Annotated in this window: 20 protein-coding genes; 5 read left to right on the top strand and 15 right to left on the bottom strand. The window is 72.3% G+C overall.

What is annotated here, in order from left to right; all coding sequences use genetic code 11:
- Window positions 1–89 precede the first annotated feature (89 nt).
- Entirely contained in the window at window positions 90–914 is an 825-nt protein-coding gene (locus IF06_RS0104755) for a hypothetical protein (protein ID WP_013288702.1), read from the top strand.
- 160 nt (window positions 915–1,074) lie between these two features.
- On the opposite strand, the gene IF06_RS0104750 is transcribed toward IF06_RS0104755, so the two are convergent.
- The 7 genes from IF06_RS0104750 to IF06_RS0104720 form a co-directional block, all read right to left on the bottom strand.
- Entirely contained in the window at window positions 1,075–2,184 is a 1,110-nt protein-coding gene (locus IF06_RS0104750) for a branched-chain amino acid ABC transporter permease (RefSeq protein ID WP_030269247.1), read from the bottom strand.
- The gene (locus IF06_RS0104745; RefSeq protein WP_013288704.1) at window positions 2,181–3,071 is read right to left on the bottom strand and encodes a branched-chain amino acid ABC transporter permease; all 891 of its coding nucleotides are present in this window, start codon (window positions 3,069–3,071) and stop codon (window positions 2,181–2,183) included. Before IF06_RS0104745 ends, IF06_RS0104750 begins: the two co-directional genes overlap by 4 nt.
- Complete coding sequence (locus IF06_RS0104740; protein WP_030269244.1) at window positions 3,068–3,796, bottom strand: ABC transporter ATP-binding protein; 729 nt, start codon at window positions 3,794–3,796, stop codon at window positions 3,068–3,070. The genes IF06_RS0104745 and IF06_RS0104740 overlap by 4 nt, the downstream gene beginning before the upstream one ends.
- Window positions 3,797–4,540 (bottom strand): ABC transporter ATP-binding protein, encoded by a 744-nt coding sequence (locus IF06_RS0104735; RefSeq protein ID WP_013288706.1) that lies wholly within the window; start codon window positions 4,538–4,540, stop codon window positions 3,797–3,799.
- A 3-nt stretch (window positions 4,541–4,543) separates the two neighbouring features.
- Window positions 4,544–5,746, bottom strand: coding sequence for a substrate-binding domain-containing protein (locus tag IF06_RS0104730; protein ID WP_013288707.1), 1,203 nt, complete (start codon window positions 5,744–5,746; stop codon window positions 4,544–4,546).
- 216 nt (window positions 5,747–5,962) lie between these two features.
- Entirely contained in the window at window positions 5,963–6,208 is a 246-nt protein-coding gene (locus tag IF06_RS0104725) for a hypothetical protein (protein WP_030269242.1), read from the bottom strand.
- Window positions 6,205–6,507 carry a DivIVA domain-containing protein gene (locus IF06_RS0104720; protein ID WP_030269240.1) on the bottom strand — a complete coding sequence of 101 codons (303 nt, stop codon included), beginning with the start codon at window positions 6,505–6,507 and terminating at the stop codon, window positions 6,205–6,207. The genes IF06_RS0104725 and IF06_RS0104720 overlap by 4 nt, the downstream gene beginning before the upstream one ends.
- Window positions 6,508–6,790: 283 nt before the next feature.
- On the opposite strand from IF06_RS0104720, the gene IF06_RS0104715 reads away from it, so the two are divergent.
- A complete protein-coding gene (locus IF06_RS0104715) occupies window positions 6,791–7,018 on the top strand; it encodes a GntR family transcriptional regulator (protein ID WP_030269238.1) in 228 nt (75 codons plus the stop codon).
- Between the two features lie 340 nt (window positions 7,019–7,358).
- On the opposite strand, the gene IF06_RS0104710 is transcribed toward IF06_RS0104715, so the two are convergent.
- Window positions 7,359–8,474 carry a glycerophosphodiester phosphodiesterase gene (locus tag IF06_RS0104710; RefSeq protein WP_013475182.1) on the bottom strand — a complete coding sequence of 372 codons (1,116 nt, stop codon included), beginning with the start codon at window positions 8,472–8,474 and terminating at the stop codon, window positions 7,359–7,361.
- 106 nt (window positions 8,475–8,580) lie between these two features.
- On the opposite strand from IF06_RS0104710, the gene IF06_RS0104705 reads away from it, so the two are divergent.
- Together IF06_RS0104705 and IF06_RS0104700 are read left to right on the top strand one after the other, a co-directional pair.
- On the top strand, window positions 8,581–9,915 hold the full coding sequence (locus IF06_RS0104705) for a TrkH family potassium uptake protein (RefSeq protein ID WP_030269236.1): 1,335 nt from the start codon (window positions 8,581–8,583) through the stop codon (window positions 9,913–9,915).
- Entirely contained in the window at window positions 9,905–10,573 is a 669-nt protein-coding gene (locus IF06_RS0104700; protein ID WP_013288711.1) for a potassium channel family protein, read from the top strand. The genes IF06_RS0104705 and IF06_RS0104700 overlap by 11 nt, the downstream gene beginning before the upstream one ends.
- Before the next feature lie 86 nt (window positions 10,574–10,659).
- Here IF06_RS0104700 and IF06_RS0104695 read toward each other — a convergent pair whose 3' ends face one another.
- The 7 genes from IF06_RS0104695 to IF06_RS0104665 all read right to left on the bottom strand — a co-directional run bounded on the left by IF06_RS0104695 (window position 10,660) and on the right by IF06_RS0104665 (window position 19,456).
- Window positions 10,660–12,279 carry a serine/threonine-protein kinase gene (locus IF06_RS0104695; protein ID WP_030269234.1) on the bottom strand — a complete coding sequence of 540 codons (1,620 nt, stop codon included), beginning with the start codon at window positions 12,277–12,279 and terminating at the stop codon, window positions 10,660–10,662.
- 71 nt (window positions 12,280–12,350) lie between these two features.
- On the bottom strand, window positions 12,351–13,907 hold the full coding sequence (locus IF06_RS0104690) for a fused MFS/spermidine synthase (RefSeq protein ID WP_030269232.1): 1,557 nt from the start codon (window positions 13,905–13,907) through the stop codon (window positions 12,351–12,353).
- A 36-nt stretch (window positions 13,908–13,943) separates the two neighbouring features.
- A complete protein-coding gene (locus IF06_RS0104685; protein WP_013288714.1) occupies window positions 13,944–14,981 on the bottom strand; it encodes a hypothetical protein in 1,038 nt (345 codons plus the stop codon).
- A 184-nt stretch (window positions 14,982–15,165) separates the two neighbouring features.
- On the bottom strand, window positions 15,166–15,975 hold the full coding sequence (locus IF06_RS0104680; protein ID WP_030269228.1) for an inositol monophosphatase family protein: 810 nt from the start codon (window positions 15,973–15,975) through the stop codon (window positions 15,166–15,168).
- The gene (locus IF06_RS0104675) at window positions 15,968–16,420 is read right to left on the bottom strand and encodes a response regulator (protein ID WP_013288716.1); all 453 of its coding nucleotides are present in this window, start codon (window positions 16,418–16,420) and stop codon (window positions 15,968–15,970) included. The genes IF06_RS0104680 and IF06_RS0104675 overlap by 8 nt, the downstream gene beginning before the upstream one ends.
- Window positions 16,417–18,174: a sensor histidine kinase gene (locus IF06_RS0104670; protein ID WP_030269226.1), complete on the bottom strand. Its 1,758-nt coding sequence runs from the start codon at window positions 18,172–18,174 to the stop codon at window positions 16,417–16,419. Before IF06_RS0104670 ends, IF06_RS0104675 begins: the two co-directional genes overlap by 4 nt.
- Window positions 18,175–18,244: 70 nt before the next feature.
- On the bottom strand, window positions 18,245–19,456 hold the full coding sequence (locus IF06_RS0104665) for a PP2C family protein-serine/threonine phosphatase (RefSeq protein WP_013288718.1): 1,212 nt from the start codon (window positions 19,454–19,456) through the stop codon (window positions 18,245–18,247).
- Between the two features lie 293 nt (window positions 19,457–19,749).
- Between IF06_RS0104665 and IF06_RS0104660 the strand changes: the two genes are divergently transcribed.
- A complete protein-coding gene (locus tag IF06_RS0104660; RefSeq protein ID WP_030269224.1) occupies window positions 19,750–22,128 on the top strand; it encodes a M28 family peptidase in 2,379 nt (792 codons plus the stop codon).
- The last annotated feature ends 10 nt before the right edge of the window (window positions 22,129–22,138 follow it).

Below are 22,138 nucleotides of genomic sequence, written 5' to 3'. Positions count from 1 at the left end.
TCGGACGGCAGCATAACGGCAGCGGGAACGCCGTGACGGCTGGCGATACTTCCCCGGCAACAATCACCTGGGAAAGCGAGTCGAACACCATGACGCAGCGAATCGGTTCCGCCGCGAGCCTCCGGCGGATCGCGGCTCTCGCGACGGCCGTGCTGGCCACCACCGTCCTGTCCGCGGGGTGCGGAACCGGCGACGCCTCCGAGGGCACCGGAGCGGCGCCCAGCCCGTCGGCCGACCCGAAGGCCGCGCTGCTGGCCGCCGTGCCGGACGAGAAGGACCCGGCCTTCCGGTTCTCCACCATCGAGGGCGCGGAGAAGTTCGACGGGGTGGTCGACCCGGCGGCGCAGGGCCTCGAGTTGTCCATGTCGGAGAAGATCAAGGACCCGGAGTTCACCATGGCGATGACCTTCCGGGTGATCGAGGAGGACATCTGGGTCCGGGTCAAGCTCACCGGCATCCCCGGTCTGCACGACATCATGAAGCTGCCGAAGCGCTGGATGCTCCTGGACCGCACCAAGCTCGACGACGCCTCCGACGTGCCGGTCTACCAGAACGCCGACCCGGCCAACACGGCCGCGGTGATCCGGACCGCGGAGACGGTCGAGGACCGGGGCAACGGCACGTACGGCGGGTTCGCCGACCTGACCGCGAACGCCGACATCCGCGAGAACTTCAGCACCGTGGACGTGGACGCGCTCGGTGATGCGGCGAAGAAGGTGCCGTTCACGGCTGTGGTCGGGCCGGACGGGAACCTCACGTCGCTGACCCTGGACGTGCCCGCCGCGGGCAAGAAGAAGGCAATGAAGCTGGTCGCCAAGTACTACGACTTCGGCAAGGCGCCGAAGCTCAGCGCACCGACCGGCGCGCAGGTGCAGAAGGCGCCGGCGTCGGCGTACGAGATGCTCAACGGCTGACCACGACGGACGTGCGAGGGGCGGTGGCCACACGGGGGGCCGCCGCCCCTTCCGCGTGTCAGCGGCCGAGCACGTCGCCCCGGTCGATCATGAAGTTGGCGCGGGCCGGACACGGCGTGTCGTGCCGTCAACTTCATGATCGACCGGGGCGGGGCGGGGGTCAGCGGGAGCGGCGGAGGGCGGTCAGGAGGGGGGTTACGCGGGAGCGCAGGCTGGCCAGGCCGCCGGGGGAGAAGTAGACGGCCAGGATGAACACGGTGCCCAGGACGAACAGGGGCTGGCTCAGCGGGTGGCTGAGGAACGCGGGCAGGCTGTTCACCGCGTCGCTGCTGCCGAACGCGGTGAGCCGGTGGTCGAGGTACATGTAGAGGACGCCGCCCAGCACCGGCCCCCACCGCGTACCGGGGCCGCCGAGCACCACCATGACCAGCAGCGACAGCGTCAGCTCCGACGAGGTGATGTGCGGGCTGGCGCCGCCGACGATCAGCACGTAGACCACACCGCCGGCCGACGCGAGACCGCCGGCCAGCGTGAACGCGACGAGCTTGAACCGGTACGGGTCGAGCCCCAGCACCCCGATCCGCCGCTCGTCGTCGCGCAGCCCGGCGAGCACCCGCCCGGTCGGCGAGGCGCTGACCCGGTGCACCACGAGGACCACGATGGCCAGGTACGCCAGCGCCAGCCAGTACAGGTTCACCGTGTTGGTGACGCCCACCAGCGCCGACGGCAGCCCGGAGACGTCCAGCGGCAAACCCTCTTCGCCGCCGGTGAGACCGCCGAAGTCGCGGGCCACCAGGATCGCCCCGACCTGCGCGAACGCCAGCGTCACCATGGCGAACGCGATGCCCACCGTGCGCAGGGCCACCGCGCCGAGCAGCGCGGCGAGCGTCGTCCCGCCGATCACCGTGAGCACGGCGGCCTGCCACAGCGGCAGCCCGGCCTTGGTGACCAGGATGTCGGTGCCGTACACGCCGGCGGCGAAGTAGAGGGCGTGGCCGAAGGAGAGCATGCCGGTACGCCCGAACAGCAGGTCGTACCCGGCCGCGAGCCCGCCGAACACCAGGCAGATGGCGAGCAGTTGCAGCGTGCCGGGCGAGTTCAGCGGCCCCTCGAAGATCCCCGGCAGGTGCAGTGTGGAGTACGGCAGGACCGCCGCCACCACCAGCGCCACGAGCGGCAGGTACGGGCGCAGTCCGTGCCAGCGGGAACGCCCGGGGGTCAGTTCGTCGGGCACCTGCGCCGGAGGCGCGTCGACCACCGAGTTGGTCATGCGTGAGCCACCTTTCCGGCCAGGCCCTGCGGACGCAGCAGCAGCACCACGGCGAGCAGACCGACCACGCACAGGTCGCCCAGCCCGGACGTGCCGTAGTAGTTGACGAACTGTTGCAGCAGCCCCACCGCGACCGCCGCGTACGCGGACCCGACCACCGAGCCCATCCCGCCGATCACCACCACGATGAAGGCGAAGATCAGCAGTGAGCCGCCCTGGCCCGGCGAGACGGTGCCGAAGTAGACGCCGCCGAGCGCGCCGGCCAGCGCGGCGGCGGCCCCGCCGATCGCGAAGACGAGCGTGAACGCCTTGCGCACGTCGATGCCGAGCGCCGTCACCATCTCCCGGTTCTCCACGCCGGCCCGGATGATCAGGCCGTACCGGGTCCAGCGCAGGAACGCCAGCAGTGCCCCGAGCACCACAGCGGCGGCGACGATCAGCAGCAGCCCGGCGTTCGGCACCTGGGCGCCGAGCACCGAGGTGACGCCCCGGCTCCAGTCCGGACGCGGGAACGGCCGCGGATCCGCGCCCCAGGTGGCCTGGAGCAGCGCCACCCCGGCCAGCGACAGGCCGACGGTGACGAGCACCTGCTCGATGGTGCGGGAGTACAGCGGCCGGATCAGCACCAGCTCCACGAGCACCGCGACGAGCGAACCGGCCAGCACGCCGAAGACGACAGCCAGCACGAAGCCGAACCCGTCCGGCCCGGCGCCGGGCAGGTTGCCCGCCGCCCACCATGTCGCGTACGCGCCCACGCCGAGGAACAGCCCGTGCGCGAAGTTGAGCACGTCGGCGAGGCCGAAGACGAGGGACAGGCCGGAGGCCACGAGGAAGTACAGCGCCGCCAGGCCCAGCCCGGTCAGCGTCAGCAGAACCACTGTGTTCACGAGTGCACCTCCGCCGAACCCACACCGAGCAACGACTTCGTCAGCGCGGTCTCCAGCAGCAGTTCCTGGGCGTCGCCGGTCCAGGCGACCTTCCCGGCGGAGAGCACCACCGCGTCGGTCGCCAGCCGCCGTACCACCGCCAGGTTCTGCTCGACCAGCAGCACCGGCACCGATTCCGCCACCCGTTCCAGCACCTCGGCCACCTCGGTCACCACCTTCGGCGCCAGCCCTTTCGTCGGCTCGTCGACCAGCAGCAGCCGGTTGTCGTTCAGCAGCACCCGGCCGATCGCGAGCATCTGCTGCTGCCCGCCGGACAGCGAGCCGGCCCGTTGCCGTCCGCGCCGCTCCAGCTCGGGGAAGAGCGAGAAGACCTTGTCGTACGCGGGCGTGACGCCCCGCCGTTCGGCGAGCCGCAGGTTCTCCGCGACGGTGAGCGCGGCGAAGACGCAACGGTCCTCCGGCACGTAGCCGAGGCCGTCGCGGACCAGCCGGTGGGTGGGGCGCGCGAGCAGGCTGCGCGCCCCCATGCGTACGCTGCCGCGCACCTCACCGCCGCGCGGCGTCAGCCCGACGATCGCGCGCAACGTGGTGGTCTTGCCGACGCCGTTGCGTCCGAGCAGCACCGTCACGCCGGTCGGCGCGACCTCGAACGACACGCCCTGGAGGATGTGCAGCCCGGCGATCCGCACGGACAGATCCTCGACGGACAGGACAGGTTCGGTCATTTAGAGCGCCTCCCCCAGGTACGCCTCCTGCACGGTGGCGTTCGCCATCACCGTGTCCGGGGTGTCGCACGCCAGCAGCGCGCCGTGGTGCATCACGGCGATCCGGTCGGCCAGTTCCAGGATCACGTCCATGTGGTGTTCCACCATGAGCACCGCCCGGCCGCTGTCGCCGGTCAACGACTTGATCACGCTGACCAGCTCGGGCACGTCCTCGGCGCTCACCCCGGCCATCGGCTCGTCCAGCAGCATCACGCGGGGTTCACCGGCGAGCAGCAGCGCGATCTCCAGCTTGCGCTTCTCGCCGTGGGCCAGGGTGCCGGCGAGCGCCGTACCCCTGTGGTGCAGGCCGACCCGGTCGAGCGCCGCGTCGGCGGCGGCGGCCACCTCCCGGTCGGCCGCCGCCCGCCGCCACAGCTTCATCGAGCCACCCCGGTGTGCCTGTACGGCGAGCCGGACGTTCTCCCGCACGCTCAGCGAGCCGAAGACCGAGGACGCCTGGAAGGTACGCCCCAGTCCGAGCCGGGCACGCCGGTGCGGCGGAAGCGCGGTGATGTCCGCGCCGTCCAGCAGGACCGTGCCCTCGGTGGGCCGGCGCAGGCCGGTGATCAGGTTGAACAGGGAGGTCTTGCCGGCGCCGTTGGGCCCGATCACGCCGAGGAACTCCCCCGGCGCCAGATCGAGGTAGACGGAGTCGACGATGGCGACCTCACCGATCCGCCAGGTCAGACCGCGGGTGGCGAGCACGGGTCAGCCCTTCATCTGCGCGACGGGCGGCGCGCTCTCGTCACCGGTGAGCGACTTCTGCGCGGTCGCCGTGAAGGCGGTGCCGCTGCCGGAGAGCTTGGCCTGGTACATCGGCTGGAGCAGGGCGTGGTCCTCGGCGCGGATCTTCATGGTGCCCTTGACGCCCTCGAACTCCCAGCCCTCAAGCGCCTTGATCATCTTCTCCACGTCGTCGCCGCCCTCCTGCACGGCCCGGACGACCATCTGCGCGGCGGCGAACCCGTCCGGGTGGAACAGGTCGAGCGTGCCGCCCGGCACCTTCGCCTTCGCGGCCTTGGCGGCCTCGGTGTCGCTGGCGCCGTCGAAGTAGTGCGACAGGAACGAGATCTTGCTCCCGGCCGCGCCGAACGTCGGCCACGAGGCACGGATGTCCAGGCCGGTGACGACAGTGGTCGAGGCGAGGACGCCCTGCTGGTCGAGCGTCTGCCACATGGCACCGGCGGTGGTGCCCGCCCAGGCGACGAAGAGCAGGTCCGGCTTGGCGGCCTTGATCTGGCTGGCGAACGGCGTGAACTCGGTGGCGCTGGCCGGGGCCCGGACGCTGCTCACGTTCGCGCCCGCACCGCCGATGACGGCCTTCACGGCGGCCTCGTTGGCGTCGCCGAACGCGCCGTCCTGCGCGAACACGACGACCTTCTTGCCGCCCGCGTCGCCGATGAACGACCGGGCGGTCACCACGTCCTGCCACGACTGCCGGCCGGAACGGAACGTGTACTTGTTCGCGCCGGTCACCGCGTCGGTGGCGGCCGGGCCGGAGATGAACAGCACCTTGTTCTGCGCGGCGATCGGCGCGACCTGGAGCGCCACCCCGGAGGAGGTGGACCCCGCGATGATCTTCGTACCCTTGCCGATCAGGTCCTTCGCGGCGGACACGGCCTTGGCCGGGTCGCCCGCGTCGTCGGCCTCGGTCACCTCGATCGTGCGGTCACCGACCTTGCCGGTGCCCTTGGTGGCGAAGTCGAGGCCCGCCTTGAAACCCTCGATGTACTGCTTGCCGTAGCTGGCGAGCGGCCCGGACTGGGAGTAGACCAGACCGACCTTGACCGGGGCGGCGTCGCCGCCGCCGGATGCGGTGTCCTGCGGGCTGCCACAGGCCGTGGCGGCCAGAGCGACCGCCACCGAGGTGGCGGCGGTAAGGAACACCCGTCGCGTGTGCCGGATCGTCATTGCGACTCCAGGTGAGGACAGGGGGAATGTCAGTTGTCGGCTCACGCTAGAAGTGACGTCACCCACGGGCTATGTGGTCGGCGCACACAAGTACCTGTGACGGGATGGCCGCACGTTACAACGCCGGACATCGCCACGTAACCGCACCGACCCGGGATGGCCGCCCCCACCACGCGCACCTCGCCGGCGATGTCGTCCCACGCCATCGCGCGCCGGTCACCGCCCGCCGCACTCCCCGTCGTGGTCGGCCACCCGAGCGCACCGCCGCCCACCGTCGCGCGGGCGGTCACACCAGACCCAGTGGCGTACGGACTGCTCGTCCTCCCGTGACACGGTGGTCCCGGCGCGCTCCACGTCGGCCAGGAACCCGAGCGCCCGGCAGATGGCCCGCGCGAACCCCCGCGCGCCGTCGAGGTCGGCCGCGAGCACCGGCAGGTGTACGACGAACCGCTCCCGGCTCACCGCTGCGTACCCGGCGTGAACCGGGACTGCCAGCTCTTGAGCGCCGCCTTGATGCGCGTGTTCTCCTCGGCGTAGCGGGACGCGTCGCGCCGGGCCAGCGCCAGGTCACCCGCCACCCGGTAGAGGAAGGCGTGCACCTCCGCCGGGTCGAGCCCGTGCCGCACGGTACGGAACCGCCGCTCGCGGATCTGCCCGACGCTCAGCGGCCGGCACGACTCCGAGCGGTACCAGCCCTCGTTCGGCTGCCGCCCCTTGCCACGTCGCCGGGTCGGCTGAAACAGGTTGAGCACGTTGCGCACGCCGATCCTCCTCACCGAGCCGTGGAGGCGGCCCGCCCGCAGACAGGGGACGCGGGCGGGCCGCCGACCCCGAGACCGCAGCCCGTTCGGCGGTACGACCCCGGAGCCCAATCCGGGTCCGACTCCCGAGGTTTGCCGAACCAACCGGAGCCGGACGCGACTCAACCTACACCAGTATCTGGTTATGCGCGAGCCTCCATTCTCGACGTGCTGGGCAACTTGTTGCAGTTACTTGTGCAGGTAGGGCAGGATCGGATTCGCCGAACCAACCGGAGTCCCCACCATGCCCACAGCTGAAGCACCGTTCCGCCGTATCGCCAACGACATCGCCGCGAAGATCAAGAGCGGCGACCTGAAGCCCGGCGACAGACTGCCCTCGACCCGTGAACTCGCCGAGACCTACGGCGTCCACATGAACACGGCCTACCGTGCGATGTCGTTGCTGCACGATCGCGAGCTGATCACCGGCCAGCCCGGCCGCGGCACGTACGTAGCCGAACCCCCGAGCTGATCAACTCCACTACGCCGAAGTGGCGGCATCATCGCGCCCGGAAGCAGCCACTTCCCCGAAGTGGCGCCCGCCCCGCGCGACAAGCCCCGCCCACCACCGCCGACCACCGCCCGCCACCGCCGATCTTGGAGTTGTGGTGCCTAGGATGTCCGGATTAGGGCGCTCCGTGAGGTGCCACAACTCCAAGATCGACGAAGCGGGGCGAGATCTTGGTACGGAATGGCCCTTGGAGGGGCCGTTTCGTACCAAGATCTCGGGGGCGGCCGAGCGCGACGGGCCCGGGCACTCGGACGGGGTGCCCGCCGGAACGGCGAGCACCCCGTTTTTCAGCGGAGCAGGGTCAGCGGCCGGCTCGGGCGGCCACCGCCGTGTCGGGGTGGTCGCTGAACACGCCGTCCAGGCCCAGGTCGAGGAACAGCTCGTACTCGGACGTGATGTCACCACGCGCGTTCGGGTCGGTGCCGATGCGGAAGTCCGCAGGCAGGAACTGGTTCTCGGCCCGGAACGTCCACGCGTGCACCACCAGCTTCTGCCGGTGCGCGTCGCGGATCACCGAGGTCGGCGCGAGCAGCCGGCCGGCGGAGTCCCGGGGCACGATCAGGTTCTTGTTCAGGCCCACGCCGTCGGCGTACCGGGAGATCCAGGCAAGTCCCGCGGGCGTGGCCAGGTCCGCGTAGGTCCGCTTGTCGCCGCCCGCGACGAAGTCGTAGGGCGCGCCGCTCGCGTCCATGAGCTGCACCAGCCGTACGTCGATCATCTTGTCGAGCTTGCGCAGGTTGGCGGTCTCGAAGCTCTGGACGAACACCGGGTCGGCGCGGTGGGTGAGCCGGTTGCGGCGCAGCACCGCCACCAGCGGCTCCTCCAGCGGGCGGCCGATCGAGGCGAAGTAGGTGGGGTGCTTGGTCTCCGGGTAGACGCCGATGGTCCGGCCCCGGGCCTTCGACTCGGCCCGCGCCAGGTCGATGACCTCCTGGAACGTCGGGATCTCGAACCTGCCGTCGAACGCGGTGTTCGCGACCCGCACCTGGGGCAGCCGCTCCTTGGCCCGCAGCGTCTTCAGCTCGGCCAGCGTGAAGTCCTCGGTGAACCAGCCGGTGACGGTGACCCCGTCGATGGTCTTCGTCGCCTTGCGGCCGGCGAATTCGGGGCGGGCGGCCACGTCGGTCGTACCGGAGATCTCGTTCTCGTGCCGCGCGACCAGGACGCCGTCCTTGGTCGAGACCAGGTCCGGCTCGATGAAGTCGGCGCCCTGGCGGATGGCGAGCCGGTAGGCCTCCAGGGTGTGCTCCGGGCGGTAGCCGCTCGCGCCGCGGTGGCCGATCACGATCGGCCGCTGGGCCGCGGGGGCACGCTCGGCGCGGTGGTCCGGGCCGGCCTGGGCGGCCACGGCCGGCACCACCACAGCGGCCGCGAGCAGCGCGCCGGCCACGCCGAGGGTGGAAAGGGTACGTCGCAACGCCGTCTCCTGTCGTCGATGGGTACGCACAGCAGACCGGTCGTGGTTGACCGCCAGTTGGTCGGTTCCTGACCTGCCGGTGAATCTCCGGACGGAAGATGACGGGATGCGCCGCCTGCTCCGGAAGCCCGTACGGCTGGTGCCGTTGGGGTTCCTGGCGGTGATCCTGGTCGGCACCGGTCTGCTCATGCTGCCCTGGGCCACCAACGAGCAGCGGTACACCCCGTTCGTCACCGCGCTGTTCACGTCCACGTCGGCGGTGTCGGTGACCGGGTTGGCGGTGACCGACACGCCGAACTACTGGAACGGGTTCGGGCTCGTGATGATCACCGTGCTGACGCAGCTCGGCGGTCTGGGCATCCTGACCGGGGCGTCGCTGGTGATCCTGGCGGTCTCCCGCCAGCTCGGCCTGCGTAACCGGCTGCTCGTGCAGGCGGAGACCGCCGAGTTCGGCCTCGGCGACGTACGCCGGCTGCTGCTGCGCATCGCGGCGACCGTCTTCGCGACCGAGGCCCTGATGACGGCGGTGATCGCCACGCGCCTGTTCCTGGCGTACGACTACCGGCCGGGCCGGGCGCTCTGGTCGGCGGTGTTCCACTCGGTCCAGGCGTTCAACAACGGCGGGTTCGCGCTCTACTCCGACGGCCTGATCGCGTTCTCCCGCGACGGCTGGGTGGCGCTGCCGCTCAGCATCGGCGCGATCATCGGCGGGCTGGGCTTCCCGGCGCTGTTCGAGGCGGTACGCGAGTGGCGGCAGCCGGCGCGCTGGGCGGTCGCCACGAAGCTGACCGTGTGGGGCAGCGTGGTGCTGACCGTCTTCGGCGTCGCCTACCTGCTGATGGCCGAGTGGACCAACCCGTTCACGATCGGCACCTTCGACGTGCAGGGCAAGCTGCTGGCGTCGTTCACGCAGATCGCGTTGAGCCGTACCGGCGGCTTCGACGTGATCAACGTCGGGCACCTCACCGACGAGAGCTACCCGATGCTGATCGGCCTGATGTTCATCGGCGGCGGCAGCGCCAGCACCGCCGGCGGCATCAAGGTCTCCACGTTCTTCCTGCTCGGCTTCGCCATCTGGGCCGAGCTGCGGGGCGAGCCGGACACCACTGTCGGGCGCCGCCGGGTGGCGGCGGCGAGCCAGCGGCAGGCGCTGACCGTGGCGCTGCTGAGCGTGGCGCTCGTGGCCGGGGGAACGGTCGGCCTGATCGCGCTGACCTCGCACGTGTCGTTCTCGGCCGCGTTGTTCGAGGTCACCTCCGCGTTCAGCACGACCGGTCTGACCGTCGGGGTGTCCGGGCAGCTCTCCCCGCCGGGTCAGTACGTGCTGACCGCGCTCATGTACATCGGCCGGGTCGGGCCGCTCACCCTCGGCTCGGCCATCGCGTTGAACACCCGTCGACGGCTGTACCGCTACCCGGAGGAGCAACCCATTGTCGGCTAGACATCCGGAGGAGACAGGCATCGCGGTGATCGGCCTGGGCCGGTTCGGCACGCGCCTGGCGGAGTCCCTGTCCCGTCTCGGTTACGAGGTGCTGGCGATCGACCGTGACCCGGCCCGGGTCCAGCACTGGTCGGCCGAACTCGACCGGGTGGTGCAGGCGGACAGCACCGAGGAGGTGGTGCTGCGCCAGCTCGGGCTGGCGGACTTCCGCCGGGTCGTGGTCGCGATCGGGGCGTCGCTGGAGGCGAGCGTGCTCACCGTACTGGCGCTGGCCGAGCTGGGGATCGAGCAGATCTGGGCGCGAGCCACCTCGGAGAAGCACGCGAAGATCCTGCACTCGGTCGGCGCGCACCACGTGGTCTTCCCCGAGGCGGAGACCGGCGAGCGGGTGGCGCACCTGATCGTCAGCCGGATGCTCGACTTCATCGAGTTCGACGACGACTTCGCCATCGCCAAGGTCAAGGTGCCCGCGCCGCTGGTCGGGCGGTCACTGCGCGACATCGCACCGCAGGACCGGTACGGCGTCATGGTGGTGGGCGAGAAGCAGTCCGGGCAGCCGTTCCGTTATGCCGGGCCGGACACGGTGCTGCAGGCGGACAGCGTGCTCATCGTGGAGGGCGCCATCACCCAGGTGCAGCGCTTCTCCGCGCTGACCTGACGACGGCGCCGACCTGACGACAGGTCTCGCCTGTCAGCCCTTCTTCGGACCCTTGCCCTTGCCGTGCCCACCCCCCTTCGGCCGGTCTACTTTGCTTTTCCCTTGCCGTTCTCCTTGCCCTTGGGCTTCGGCGCGGCCTTGGCCTTCGGTTTCGCCGGCGCCGGTTTGGCCTTCGCCGGTCCGCTCTTGGCGGTGGTCTTGGTGCTCGGCTTGACCGGCGTCTTCACCGGCGGCGCGGTGGTCGGCGCCGAGCCGGCGATGCCGGAGACCTGTACGCCGCAGGTGCTGTCGCCGAGCGTGAACTCGACAGGCAGCGTGTTGCTCCCGGTGTAGCGGCCGGCCAGCGTCAGCTTCGTCGACGCGCCGGGGGCCAGCGCCGGGTCCGTCGCCGGTGCGGCGATCGAGACGGTACGCCCCACCTGACGTGCCGTGGGCTGGGCCGTGGTGACCGTCTGCTTGCCGGGGAACGTGAAGTTCATGGTCCAGCCGCGCAGTTCCCGGTCGCTGGTGTTGGTGAGCGTCAGCTCGGCGGAGAAGTCCTTGCCGGTGTCGCGGCGCAGCGAGTAGTCGACAGCGCACGGGATCGTCTCGGGCAGGCTCATCCGCGCCTCGGTCGGCTCCACCCCGCCGCTGGCCGGGCTCCGCGACGTCAGCCCCCACAGGGTGGCGGTCACCGCGACCAGCCCGACGGCGGCGACCCCGGCCTCCACCTTGCGCCGCCGCGCCACCGCCCGCCTGGTACGGGTACGCACCACCGAGAACGGCAGCGCGTCGGTCTCCGCCGACCACGGCAGGATGGTGGTGCCGGCGTTCTCGGCGAGCGCCGGGTCCATCCGGCCGAACGCCGGCGACACCGGCACGATCGCCGCGATACCTGCTGCCTCGGCGAGCGTACGGGCCACCTCGGCGGTCGCCGGGCGGTCCTCGGGACGCTTGGCCAGGCACCGCTGCACGAGCGACGCGACCGGCTCGGGCAGCCCCGGCACCGCGGGCATCGGGTCCGGGTCGCGGTACATGTGGGCGCGCAGCATCTCGGTGGTGGTGCTGGCCTGCCACGGCAGGCGGCCGGTCAGCATCCGGTAGAGCAGCAGCCCGACCGCGTACACGTCGGTGGCCGGCGAGACGTGGCCGTTGTCCAGCCGCTCCGGCGCCAGGTACGCAGGCGTGCCGAGCAACGCGCCGTCCGGCCCCTTGTCGCTCTCCCCCACCAGCGCCGAGATGCCGAAGTCGACGACCTTCACGCCGGTCGGGGTCAGCATCACGTTGCCCGGGGTCACGTCCCGGTGCACCACACCGCGGGCGTGCGCGGCGGCCAGCGCCGAGGCGACCTCCGCGCCGATGGTCATGGCCTCCCGCCAGGGAAGCTGCCCGTCGCGGCCGAGCCGCCCGCTGAGCGGACCGCCATCGACCAGCTCCATCACCACGTACGGCACGGTCAGGCCGACCTGCACGGACTCGCCGTAGTCGTACACGTTGGTGATGTTGGGGTGGCACAGCCGCGCGGCGGCCTGCGCCTCCACCCGGATCCGGTGCCGGAACGCCTTGTCGCTGGCCAGCCGCGAGGCCAGCACCTTGACCGCCACCTGGCGGCCCAGCACCTCGTCGTAGCCGCGCCAGACGACCGACATGCCGCCCGCACCCAACTGCTCGACGAGCCGATATCGCTCGCCGAGCAGTTGCACGCCGTTCCTGACCGGTCCACCCATGGTCGGTCCTGTTGCCCGAAGTGGGCCCCGGTACACCTCAGCTGTCGGAATCGGTCAGGAAGTTCACCCGTTCAGGCGGTCGCGAGCAGTTGGTCCACCGGTGCGTAGTCGTCGGTGAGCACCATCGCGTCGCCCACCCACTCGGTCACCGCCGCCTCGTCCATCAGCGCGGCCGGCTCGGGCAGCAGCTTGAGGCCGGGTGGGATCGCGGCGAGCGGCAGCGGCGCGTCGGAGGCGACGATCACGAAGTTGGCGCCCTGCCTCCCGTCGATCGCGCCGGGCGGGGCGATCAGCGCGACGTGCGCGAACTCGGCCTTCACAGTGGCCAGCTCGGCCCGGATGAACCGGCCCGGCGGGTAGTCGATGACGTTCTGCACGTAGATCCCGTCCGGGCGCAGCACCCGGCGGATGTCGGCGGCCATCTCCCGGGTCGCCAGGTGCCACGGCACCACCAGGTGGCCGAAGGCGTCGCCGACGATGAAGTCGCGGCTGTCGGCCGGCTCGCCGCGCAGCAGCACCCGCGCGTCACCCACCTCGGCGCGCATCTGCGGGCCGGTACGCAGGCCCAGCTCCCGCCGGTCCAGCTCGACCAGGCCGCCGTCGAGTTCGAACACCAGGTTGTCGCTGCCGGGCCGGGTCGCGGCCAGGTAGTGCGGCACCGTGAAGCCGCCGCCGCCCAGGTGCAGCGCGTCCATCGGCTGCTTCGCCGGCCGCGCCACGTCCGCGACCAGGCCGATCCACTGCGTGTACGCGTACTTGAGGTGGGTCGGCTCGCCCAGGTCGACGTACGAGTGCTCGGCCGAGTTGAGGTAGAGCGTGCGTCCCTGCGGCCAGGACGGGTCCACCTCGACGCGGGCGCAGTGGTACGCGGTCTCCACGTCGCACGGGTTCGGTGCCGCGGCGGTGAGCCCGGCGGCGGCGAGCCCGAGCAACGCCAGCGCGGCCTTGACCCGGCCCGGCGCGGACAGTCCGCTCGGGCCGGCCTGCCGTCGCAGCCAGAAGCCGAGCGCCAGCCCGGTCACGCCGAGCACGGCGGCCAGCCCCAGCACGATGACGGTGCTGGACAGCGCCGCCACCAGCACGAAACCGGTGCCGAGCGTGGCGGTGATGCCGCCGAGCGTGCCGATGCCGGACAGCTTGCCCACCACCTGCCCGGTCCGGCGCAGGTCGGCGAGCTGGAGCTTCACCACGAGCGGGGTGATCCCGGCCAGCAGCGCGGCGGGCAGCAGGACGGTCAGCGCGGTCAGCAGGAGCACCGCGCTCGCCGCGCCGCCGCGCAGCGCCTCACCGGCGTACCTGACGATGGGCAGCGTGATTGCGGTGGCGATGCCGGCCAGCACCAGCGCCGGAGCCAGCAGGGTGCGCGGGTCACGCCGGTCGGCGAGCCAGCCGCCGAACCACGCCCCGTACGCGATGGCGGCGAGCGCCATGCCGATCACCGAACTGGTCACCTGGAGGGTCACCCCGACGTACGGGCCGACCAGGCGCAACGACACGGTCTCCAGCACCAGCACGGCCCCACTGGAGAGGAAGACGAGGAACGCGGCGAGCCCGTTGGGCAGGGCCCGGGGCGGGACCGGGGCGTCGGCCGCCGGTCCCGCGATGACGTCGGACGATGTGCTGCTCACCGTGGCGATGCTACGCAGCGCTCGCGGCGGGCCGGGTCAATACATCGAGATGTGAACATGGTTTGTGTGGTCCGCCGCCGGGCTGCCGCCGCCGCTGTACGCCCGCCAGCCGGTGTTCGGCATCCAGATCTGCCGATACCAGATGACGTACATGATGCCGAGCCGGTTGGCGTTGTTCTTCGCCCAGGCGGCGAGGCTGTCGCCGTACGCCTTGTCGCCACCGGTGGCGGTCTTGTCCTCGAACCCGCCGCTGGCCGCGGAGAAGTCGCAGGCCCGGCCCTTGGGGTGCTCGCCGCCGCCACCGCTGCGGTGACACGAGGCGTAGCGCTTGTAACCGGCCGACTTGGCCTGCTGGAGCATGTGCAGCGTGCGCGGGGTGATGCAGCCGGACGCGGGCGTCGGGTCGTCGACCGAGCAGGACTCCGACGGCCACGAGCCGTCCGAGTTGCGCGGCGCGGGCTTCGCCGACGAGGAGGTGCCGTTGAACCCGGACCCGGCGCCGGAGCTGACCTTCGCCAGCGCCACCTCGGCGTCCTTCTTCTTGCGGGCCTGCACGGCGACCTGCTTGGCCTGCTCGCGCACCTCGGCGTCGATGGCGAGCTTCGCCTCGGCCGCCTGCGCCTTCGCGTCGGCCAGTTCCCGCAGCCGCTTGCTGTCGCGCTGGGCCATCACGTCCAGCTCGGCCGCGCGCTTGAGGAAGTCGTTCGGGTCGGCGCTGGCCAGCAGCATCGACGTCGCGGTCAGTCGGCCCATCCGGTACGACTGCGCGGCGACCTCACCGGCCTGCGCGCTGAGCCCGACGAGGCGTCCCTCGATGTCGGTGAGCTGGGCGGCGAGCGCCTTCTGCCGGCGCTTGGAGTTCTCCAGCTTGTTCTGGGCCTCGATGTGGCCCTTCGCCGCCGCCTCCAACGCCGCCCGCAGCTGCTTGCTGCCGCCCTCGTTCGGGGCGTTCGGGCTGGGTACGGCGGCGGCCGGGCCGGCGGCCACGCCGGAGCCGAGCAGCACGGCCACCGCGGCGAACGCGGCGAGCAGCGACCGCCGGACGCGCCGGCCGGTAGGGCTGGTCCTGGGCACGTGTTGGTCCTTCCGTCGACCGCCGGCCCCCGTACACCGAGCGGCGTCTCCGCCGGCCCCGGACGGCGGCCTGCTGGCGGAGACCGCCGGTCACGATACCGGACCACGCGCGACACGCCAGGCCGGCGACGGCGTACGGCCTCCGACGTCGACGCAGCGTGCCGTGCCCGTCGCGCAGCGCCGCTCAACCGCCCAGCAGGGCGGCGCTCACCTCGTCCCAGATCTCCGGGCTCGCCGCCACGAGCAGTCCCCGGCCCTCGTCGGCCGGGTGGTAGTCGGCACCGTCGAACCGGCGGGCCACGCCACCGGCCTCGCGCACCAGCAACGTGCCGGGCGTGTGGTCCCACGGCAGGGTGCGCCAGAACAGCACGAACTGCTGCTCGCCGGTGAGCACGTCCAGGTATTCCCGGCCGGCGCAGTGCTGGCCGGGCAGCAGCTCACCGATGCGGCGACCGCCCTCCTCCACCCGGCGGCGGAAATCCGGGGGCAGGAACTTCGTCGCAGCGGTGCCGCGCAGCGCGCCCACCCTCGGCTCGGCCCGCGGCGCACCCAGCGACGCCCCGTCCAGCCGGGCGCCGGCGCCGAGCCGGCCCGCCGCCATCGTGCCGTCGAGCGGGTCGTACACCCAGGACGCCACCGGTACGCCGTCGGTGAGCAGCGCCGCCATCAGTGCGAACGGCCGGCGGCCGGCGGCGAAGTTGGAGGTGCCGTCGACCGGGTCGACGAGCCAGACGTCGCCGCTGCCGCGCAGGTGCCGCAGCAGGTCGGGATCGTCGGCGACGGCCTCCTCGCCGACCACCACCGAGCCGGGACGCAGCCGCCGCAGTCCTTCGGAGATCAGCGCCTCGGCCTCGCGGTCGGCGACCGTGACCACCTCGCCCGGTGCCTTCTCGGAGATGTCGGACGCGTCGAGCCGGCGGAACAACGGCACGACGACCTTGGCCGCCGCCTCCCGCAGCAGCGCGCCGACGTCGTCCAGCAGCGGGTCAGCCACGCGGCGGCAGCTTGACCACGCTGACGAAGAACTCGTCGATCTGGCGGACCACCGAGATGAAGCGCTCGAAGTCCACCGGCTTGGTCACGTAGGCGTTGGCGTGCAGCTGGTAGCTGCGCAGGATGTCCTCGTCGGCCTGCGAGGTGGTGAGCACCACGACCGGGATGCGGCAGAGCTGCGCGTCCTTCTTGATCTCCTTGAGCACCTCCCGGCCGTCGCGCCGGGGCAGGTTCAGGTCGAGCAGGATCAGGTCGGGCGTCACCGCGTCCGCGTACCGGCCCTCGCGGCGCAGGTAGGCGAGCGCCTCGGCGCCGTCGGAGACGACGGTGAGGCGGTTGCGGAGCTTGTGCTCCTCGAACGCCTCCTGGGTCATCAGCACGTCACCGGGGTCGTCCTCGACGAGCAGGACCTCGATCGGGCTCTTGCCGTCCGCGGGCGCGGTCATCCCACCGTCTCCTTCATGCCACCGTTTGTACCGTGTCGGTCCGCCTGCGCGGGCGGCTCTTCGCGTGCCTCGCCGTCCGGCTGCCGCCCGACGTCCGCCGGGTCGGTCCCGGCGCCCTCGGCGGCCGGCGTTCCGGCCGGCTCCGCGGCGTCCCCGTCCGCGGCGTCCCCGTCCGCTGCCGCCTCCGCCGCCTTGGCGGCCTCGATGTCGGCCTCCAGCGCGGGCAGCGTGAACCGGATGGTGGTGCCCTCGTCAGCGTCGGTGTCCACCCAGACCCGGCCGCCGTGATACTCCACGATCTTCTTGACGATGGCCAGTCCGATGCCGGTGCCCGGGTACGCGTCCTTCGAGTGCAGCCGCTGGAAGATCACGAAGATCTTGTCGGCGAACTCCGGTTCGATCCCGATGCCGTTGTCCCGGCAGCTGATCTCCCACTCGCCGTCCACCAGCCGCGCCGACACGTGCACCTTCGCCGGCACGTCGGGCCGGCGGAACTTCACCGAGTTGCTGACCAGGTTGACCAGCAGGTTGGTCAGCAGCGGCTCCTCGCCGCGGATGGTCGGCATCTCGCCCCAGGTCAGCTCCGCGTCGGCGTACTGCAACGCCGCCTCGGTCTGCCCCGCCACGTCGCCCATCACCTTGTTCAGGTCGACCTCGGTGAAACCGGTGGTCAACCGGCCGATCCGGGAGAACGCCAGCAGGTCGTTGATCAGCCGCTGCATGCGCTGCGCGCCGTCCACCGCGAACGCGATGTACTGGTCGGCCCGCTCGTCGAGCTGCCCGGCGTACCGCCGCTGGAGGAGCTGGCAGAAGCTCGCCACCTTGCGCAGCGGCTCCTGGAGGTCGTGCGAGGCGACGTACGCGAACTGCTCCAGGTCACGGTTGGACCGGGTCAGCTCCTCGGCCTGCTTCTGCAGCTGGCTGTTGACCCACTCGATGCGCTCCCGCGCCTCACGTACCTCGTCCAGCTCCCGGGCGATCTTCATCCGCATCTGGTCGATGTCCTCGGCGAGGCGCCGGAACTCCGGCGGGCCGGAGCCCTCGATGTGGTGCCGGTAGTCGCCGTCGGCCACCTCGCGCACCTGACTGACCAGGGCGGCCAGCGGGCGGATCAGGATCCGGTCCAGCGAGAGCAGCATGACCACGCCGGCCGCCGTCACCACGAGCGCGGCGATGATCAGCAGCACGACGAGCGTGTTGCTGGTCGAGTTGACCCGGTCGGCGGTCTCCTCCCGGACGGTGAGGATCTCGTCCTGGAGCGTGTTCACCGACGCCCTGATGCCGTCGAACTGCTGCCGGGTCGCGTCCGTGATCAGCGCCTGGCCGGCCTCCGCGCCGTCCCGCTCGACAGTGGTGATGACCGGCTCGGCCACCTGGGCCCGCCACTGTGCGGTCTGCTGCTCGACCACGTCCAGCGACCGCCGCACGTCCGGGTAGTCGGCGGAGAGGTCCCGAATCGAGGTAACCAGGCTCTGCTCGCGCTTCACGCCCTCCTGGTAGGGCTCCAGGTCGCTGCGGTCGCCGTTCACCGCGTACCCGCGCACCGACGTCTCCTGGTCGAGCAGCACGCTCATCAGCTCCTGCGCCTGGACGCGCAGCGGGCCGGTCTTGAGCAGCACCGCGTCGATGTTCTCGCGGTTCTTCGCGGCGACCACCGCCTCCGCGGCGGCCAGACCGAGCAGCAGCACCAGCACCACGCCGAGGAGCGCGACCACCCGCCGCCGCAGGGTCCACCCCTGCTGGTACGCCTTCACAGGTTCCTCCCCGTCGCCCTTCGCGCTCACTGCGTCATCTTCGTTCGCGACCGCGGAGCCGGCTCGGCGCTCACCGGCCGCTGCCCCGCGTGACCAGCAACATCGCCACGTCGTCGGCGAGCGGGCCGCCGTTTATCTGCTCGGCGCGCCCGACCAGCCAGGCGGGCAGCTCGGCCAGCGGCACCGCCCGGTTCGCCGGGTCGGCGAGCAGCCCGGTCAGGCCCGGCACGTCGAGCCGTTCGTCACCGCCGTCCACCCGGCCCTCGATCAGGCCGTCGGTGTACATCAGCAGGGACCAGTCGTCGGTGTCGAACTCCAGATCGAAGGCGACCGGGCGGCGCGGGCGTACGCCCAGAAGCAGCCCGCCCTTGGCCGGCACCGGCGCTACCTTGCCGCCGCTGAGCAGCAGCGGCGGCGGATGACCGGCGAGGCGTACGGTGGCCCGCGCCGACGCCAGGTCGAGCCGTGTGGTGGCCACCGTCGCGAAGATCTCCTGGAGGCGGCGCTCGCTCATCAGCACCTGCTCCAGCGCGGGCAGCACCTCGTCGTCCGGCACCCCGGCCAGCACCAGGGCCCGCCAGGCGACGCGCAGTTCGACACCGAGCGCCGCCTCGTCCACGCCGTGCCCGCAGACGTCGCCGACGATCAGGTCGATCCGGTCCGGCTGGGTCTGCACCACGTCGTAGAAGTCGCCGCCGATCAGCGCGGCGTGCCGGCCGGGCCGGTAGAAGGTGTGCACCGACACCTCGTCGGTGGTCATCAGCGGCTGCGGCAGCAGGCCGCGCTCCAGGCGGGCGGACTCGGCCTGGCGCAGCTCCACCTCACGCAGCCGGCGGGCGTTCTCGTCGGCCCGCTTGCGCTCGACCGCGTACCGCAGCGCCCGGGTCAGCAGGACACCGTCGACCTGGCCCTTGACCAGGTAGTCCTGCGCCCCCTCGGCGACCGCGACGATGCCCAGGTGTTCGTCCGAGCGGCCGGTCAGCACGCAGACCGCGGCGCCGCTGGCCATCTCCAGCACCCGGCGCAGCCCGTCCAGGCCCTGCGCGTCCGGCAGACCCAGGTCGAGCAGGACGCAGTCCACGCCCATCACCCGCTGCCGGGCCTCGCTGAGGCTGGTGGCGACCAGCAGGTCGATCATCGAGTTGGTCTCGGCGAGCAGCTCACCGACCAGGAAGGCGTCGCCCTCGTCGTCCTCGACCAGCAGCACCCGCAGCCGCTCGCCCGGCGGTACGCCGCCGTGCAGCCCCGCCCCGGCCGACGGCACGCGGACGGCACCCGACATGCCGGAACCCCGCTGCGGTCGGGTAACCGCCGCGAGTCGCGGGAGTTCGCTGGTGATGTCGGGCTCCTTCCGAATGCCCTGCTGATCCTGACTCAGACAACAGTCGCACACCGCGCGACCGCTGCCGGTGCGGCGGAGCGTGTGACACGTCCATCCGGACAGCGGCACGGTCGACCCACGATGTTACGCCGCAAGCGGTGTCACACCGGCAGCGCACCGACCGGGGACTGCCGCCGCAGGCCCCGGGGGTGCAGGATGATCCCCACCCCGTAGATCCACCCCGAGGAGTCCCCGTGGGCGCACCCCCCACCCGCCCCGCCGACCGCGCGTTCACCAGGCCCCGCCGCCGGCCGATCGCCGCCCTGGCCGCGCTCGCCGCGCTGCTCGCCGTCGGGGCGGGCGTCCTGGTCGGCCTCTCCACCCCGGCACCGCGCCCGGCGGACGCGCCCGCGGGCGAGTTCAGCACCGCCCGGGCGTTCCGGAACGTCGAGGTGATCGCGGCCGAGCCGCACGTGGCGGGCAGCGCCGCCAACGACCGGGTACGCGAACACCTGGTGGCGACGCTGCGCGGGCTGGGCCTTCAGACCGAGGTGCAGGACGCGGTCGCGCCCGAGGCCGGGCAGCTGTCCGGCGCGGCGGGCGGGGCGACGCTGGCCCGGGTCCGCAACGTGGTGGCCCGGCTCCCCGGCACCGACCCGACCGGGAAGGTGTTCCTGGTCTCGCACTACGACTCGGTGCAGACCGGGCCGGGCGGCAACGACGACGCCGCCGGCACCGCCGCGATCCTGGAGGTGGCCCGGGCGCTGACCACCGGCCCGCGCCCCCGCAACGACATCGTCTTCGTGCTCACCGACGCGGAGGAGGCGTGCCTGTGCGGGGCCGCCGGGTTCGCCGGCGACCATCCGCTCGCCCGCGACGGCGGGGTGGTGCTCAACCTGGAGGCGCGCGGCTCCACCGGTCCGGTGATCATGTTCGAGACGTCCCGGAACAACGCGAAGCTGGTCGAGATCTTCGGCAAGGCCGCACCGCACCCGGTGGGCACCTCGTTCGCGGTGGAGATCTACCGGGCGCTGCCGAACGACACCGACTTCACCGCGTTCCTCGACCGCGAGTTCGTCGGGCTCAACTCCGCGTACATCGACGGCGGCGCGATCTACCACACCCCGCTGGACGTGCCGGCCCGGATGGACCGGGGCAGCCTCCAGATGCACGGTGACAACGCGCTCGGCCTGGCCCGCGAGTTCGGCCGCACCGACCTGGGCGACCTGCGCGCCGGCCACGACGACACCTACTTCCCGGTGCTCGGCGGCCTGGTCCGCTACCCCGGCTGGCTGACCCTGCCGCTCGCAGTGGCCGCGCTGCTCGCTGTCGGCGCGCTCGGCTGGTTCCTGCGCCGCCGGGGCCGGGCCACCGCCGGCACGCTCGCCGCCGGCTTCGGCCTGACCCTGGTGCCGGTCGTCGTGGCCCCGCTCGGCGCGTGGCTGCTCTGGGCCGCGATCACCACGATCCGCCCCGGGTACGCCGAGCTGCTCGACCCGTACCGCCCGGTCTGGTACCGGCTCGCCGTCGTGGCGCTCGCCGCCGCGGTGCTGTTCTGCTGGTACGCGCTGCTGCGCCGCCGGGTCGGCCCGGCCGCGCTGGCGTTCGGCGGGCTGGCCTGGCTGGCCGTTTTCGGTGTGCTGCTCGCCGTGGCGGTGCCCGGCGGGGCGTACCTGACGACACTGCCGGCGCTGGCCAGCGCGCTCGCCGGTTTCGCCGCGCTCGCCACCCGCCGCGACGGACCGTGGCCGGTGGTCGCGGTGACGCTCGCCGCTGCGGTGGCAGTGGTGATCCTGCTGCCTCCGGTGGTGCTGCTGTTCCCGGCGCTCGGCATGGGCATGGGCGCGGTAGCCGCGCTCGTCGCGGTGCTGCTCGGCCTCGCCGTACTCCCGGTGGTGGACCTGCTGCACCCCCGGGCCGGCGGCCAGCGCGGCCTGCTCGCGCTGCGCGCACGCCGGCTCGGCGCGCTGCCCGCCGCGGCGGCCGCGCTGGCGGCGGTGGTGCTCGCCGGGGTCGGCCTCGCGGTGGACCGCTTCGACGCCGCGCATCCCGTGCCGACCCACCTGATGTACGCGCTGGATGCGGGCACCGGGAAGGCGGCCTGGCTGACTCGCGAGGAGAAGCCGCAGCCCTGGACCGACGGCTACGTCGACCGGAACATCGCGGTGGCCGACGACTTCCCCGGGCTGGGCAACGGCGAGATGCGCGCCGGACCGGCCACCGCCGCGCCGCTGCCCGCGCCGAAGGTGGAGACGCTCTCCGACACCCGCAACGGCGACCAGCGTGTGCTGCGGGTACGGGTGGTGCCGCAGCGGCAGGTACGCCTGCTCACGCTGCACGTCGACACCAGCACCGCGACGGTGCGGTCCGCCACCGTGGCCGGGCGGAACGTGCCGGTCGAGCCGGGCGACGGGAAGTGGGGATTCGGGGTCGTGTTCCACGCCCCGCCGCCGGAGGGCGTCGAGGTGACGCTGACTCTCGTGCCGCGCGGCGGTGCGGTGTCGGTGCGGGCCATGGACGCCAGTGACGGACTGTCCGGGGTGCCCGGGTTCCGGGAGCGGCCGGCGGGCGTGGGGGTGGTCGGCTCGCACAGCTCGGAGATGCTGGCGGTGGCGCGCACGTACCCGCTCTGACCGCCGCTTG

Source organism: Micromonospora globosa (genome assembly GCF_000717585.1).
In the GTDB taxonomy this organism is placed as follows: domain Bacteria; phylum Actinomycetota; class Actinomycetes; order Mycobacteriales; family Micromonosporaceae; genus Micromonospora; species Micromonospora aurantiaca.
This window is presented reverse-complemented; position numbering and strand designations above follow the sequence as displayed.

Excerpts from the sequence above, each read along its gene's own strand:
- IF06_RS0104695 (WP_030269234.1), bottom strand. The coding sequence starts at position 12,279 with ATGGGTGGACCGGTCAGGAACGGCGTGCAACTGCTCGGCGAGCGATAT.
- IF06_RS0104665 (WP_013288718.1), bottom strand. The coding sequence starts at position 19,456 with ATGTCGGGTGCCGTCCGCGTGCCGTCGGCCGGGGCGGGGCTGCACGGC.
- IF06_RS0104715 (WP_030269238.1), top strand. The coding sequence starts at position 6,791 with ATGCCCACAGCTGAAGCACCGTTCCGCCGTATCGCCAACGACATCGCC.
- IF06_RS0104675 (WP_013288716.1), bottom strand. The coding sequence starts at position 16,420 with ATGACCGCGCCCGCGGACGGCAAGAGCCCGATCGAGGTCCTGCTCGTC.
- IF06_RS0104730 (WP_013288707.1), bottom strand. The coding sequence starts at position 5,746 with ATGACGATCCGGCACACGCGACGGGTGTTCCTTACCGCCGCCACCTCG.
- IF06_RS0104705 (WP_030269236.1), top strand. The coding sequence starts at position 8,581 with ATGCGCCGCCTGCTCCGGAAGCCCGTACGGCTGGTGCCGTTGGGGTTC.
- IF06_RS0104740 (WP_030269244.1), bottom strand. The coding sequence starts at position 3,796 with ATGACCGAACCTGTCCTGTCCGTCGAGGATCTGTCCGTGCGGATCGCC.
- IF06_RS0104755 (WP_013288702.1), top strand. The coding sequence starts at position 90 with ATGACGCAGCGAATCGGTTCCGCCGCGAGCCTCCGGCGGATCGCGGCT.
- IF06_RS0104750 (WP_030269247.1), bottom strand. The coding sequence starts at position 2,184 with ATGACCAACTCGGTGGTCGACGCGCCTCCGGCGCAGGTGCCCGACGAA.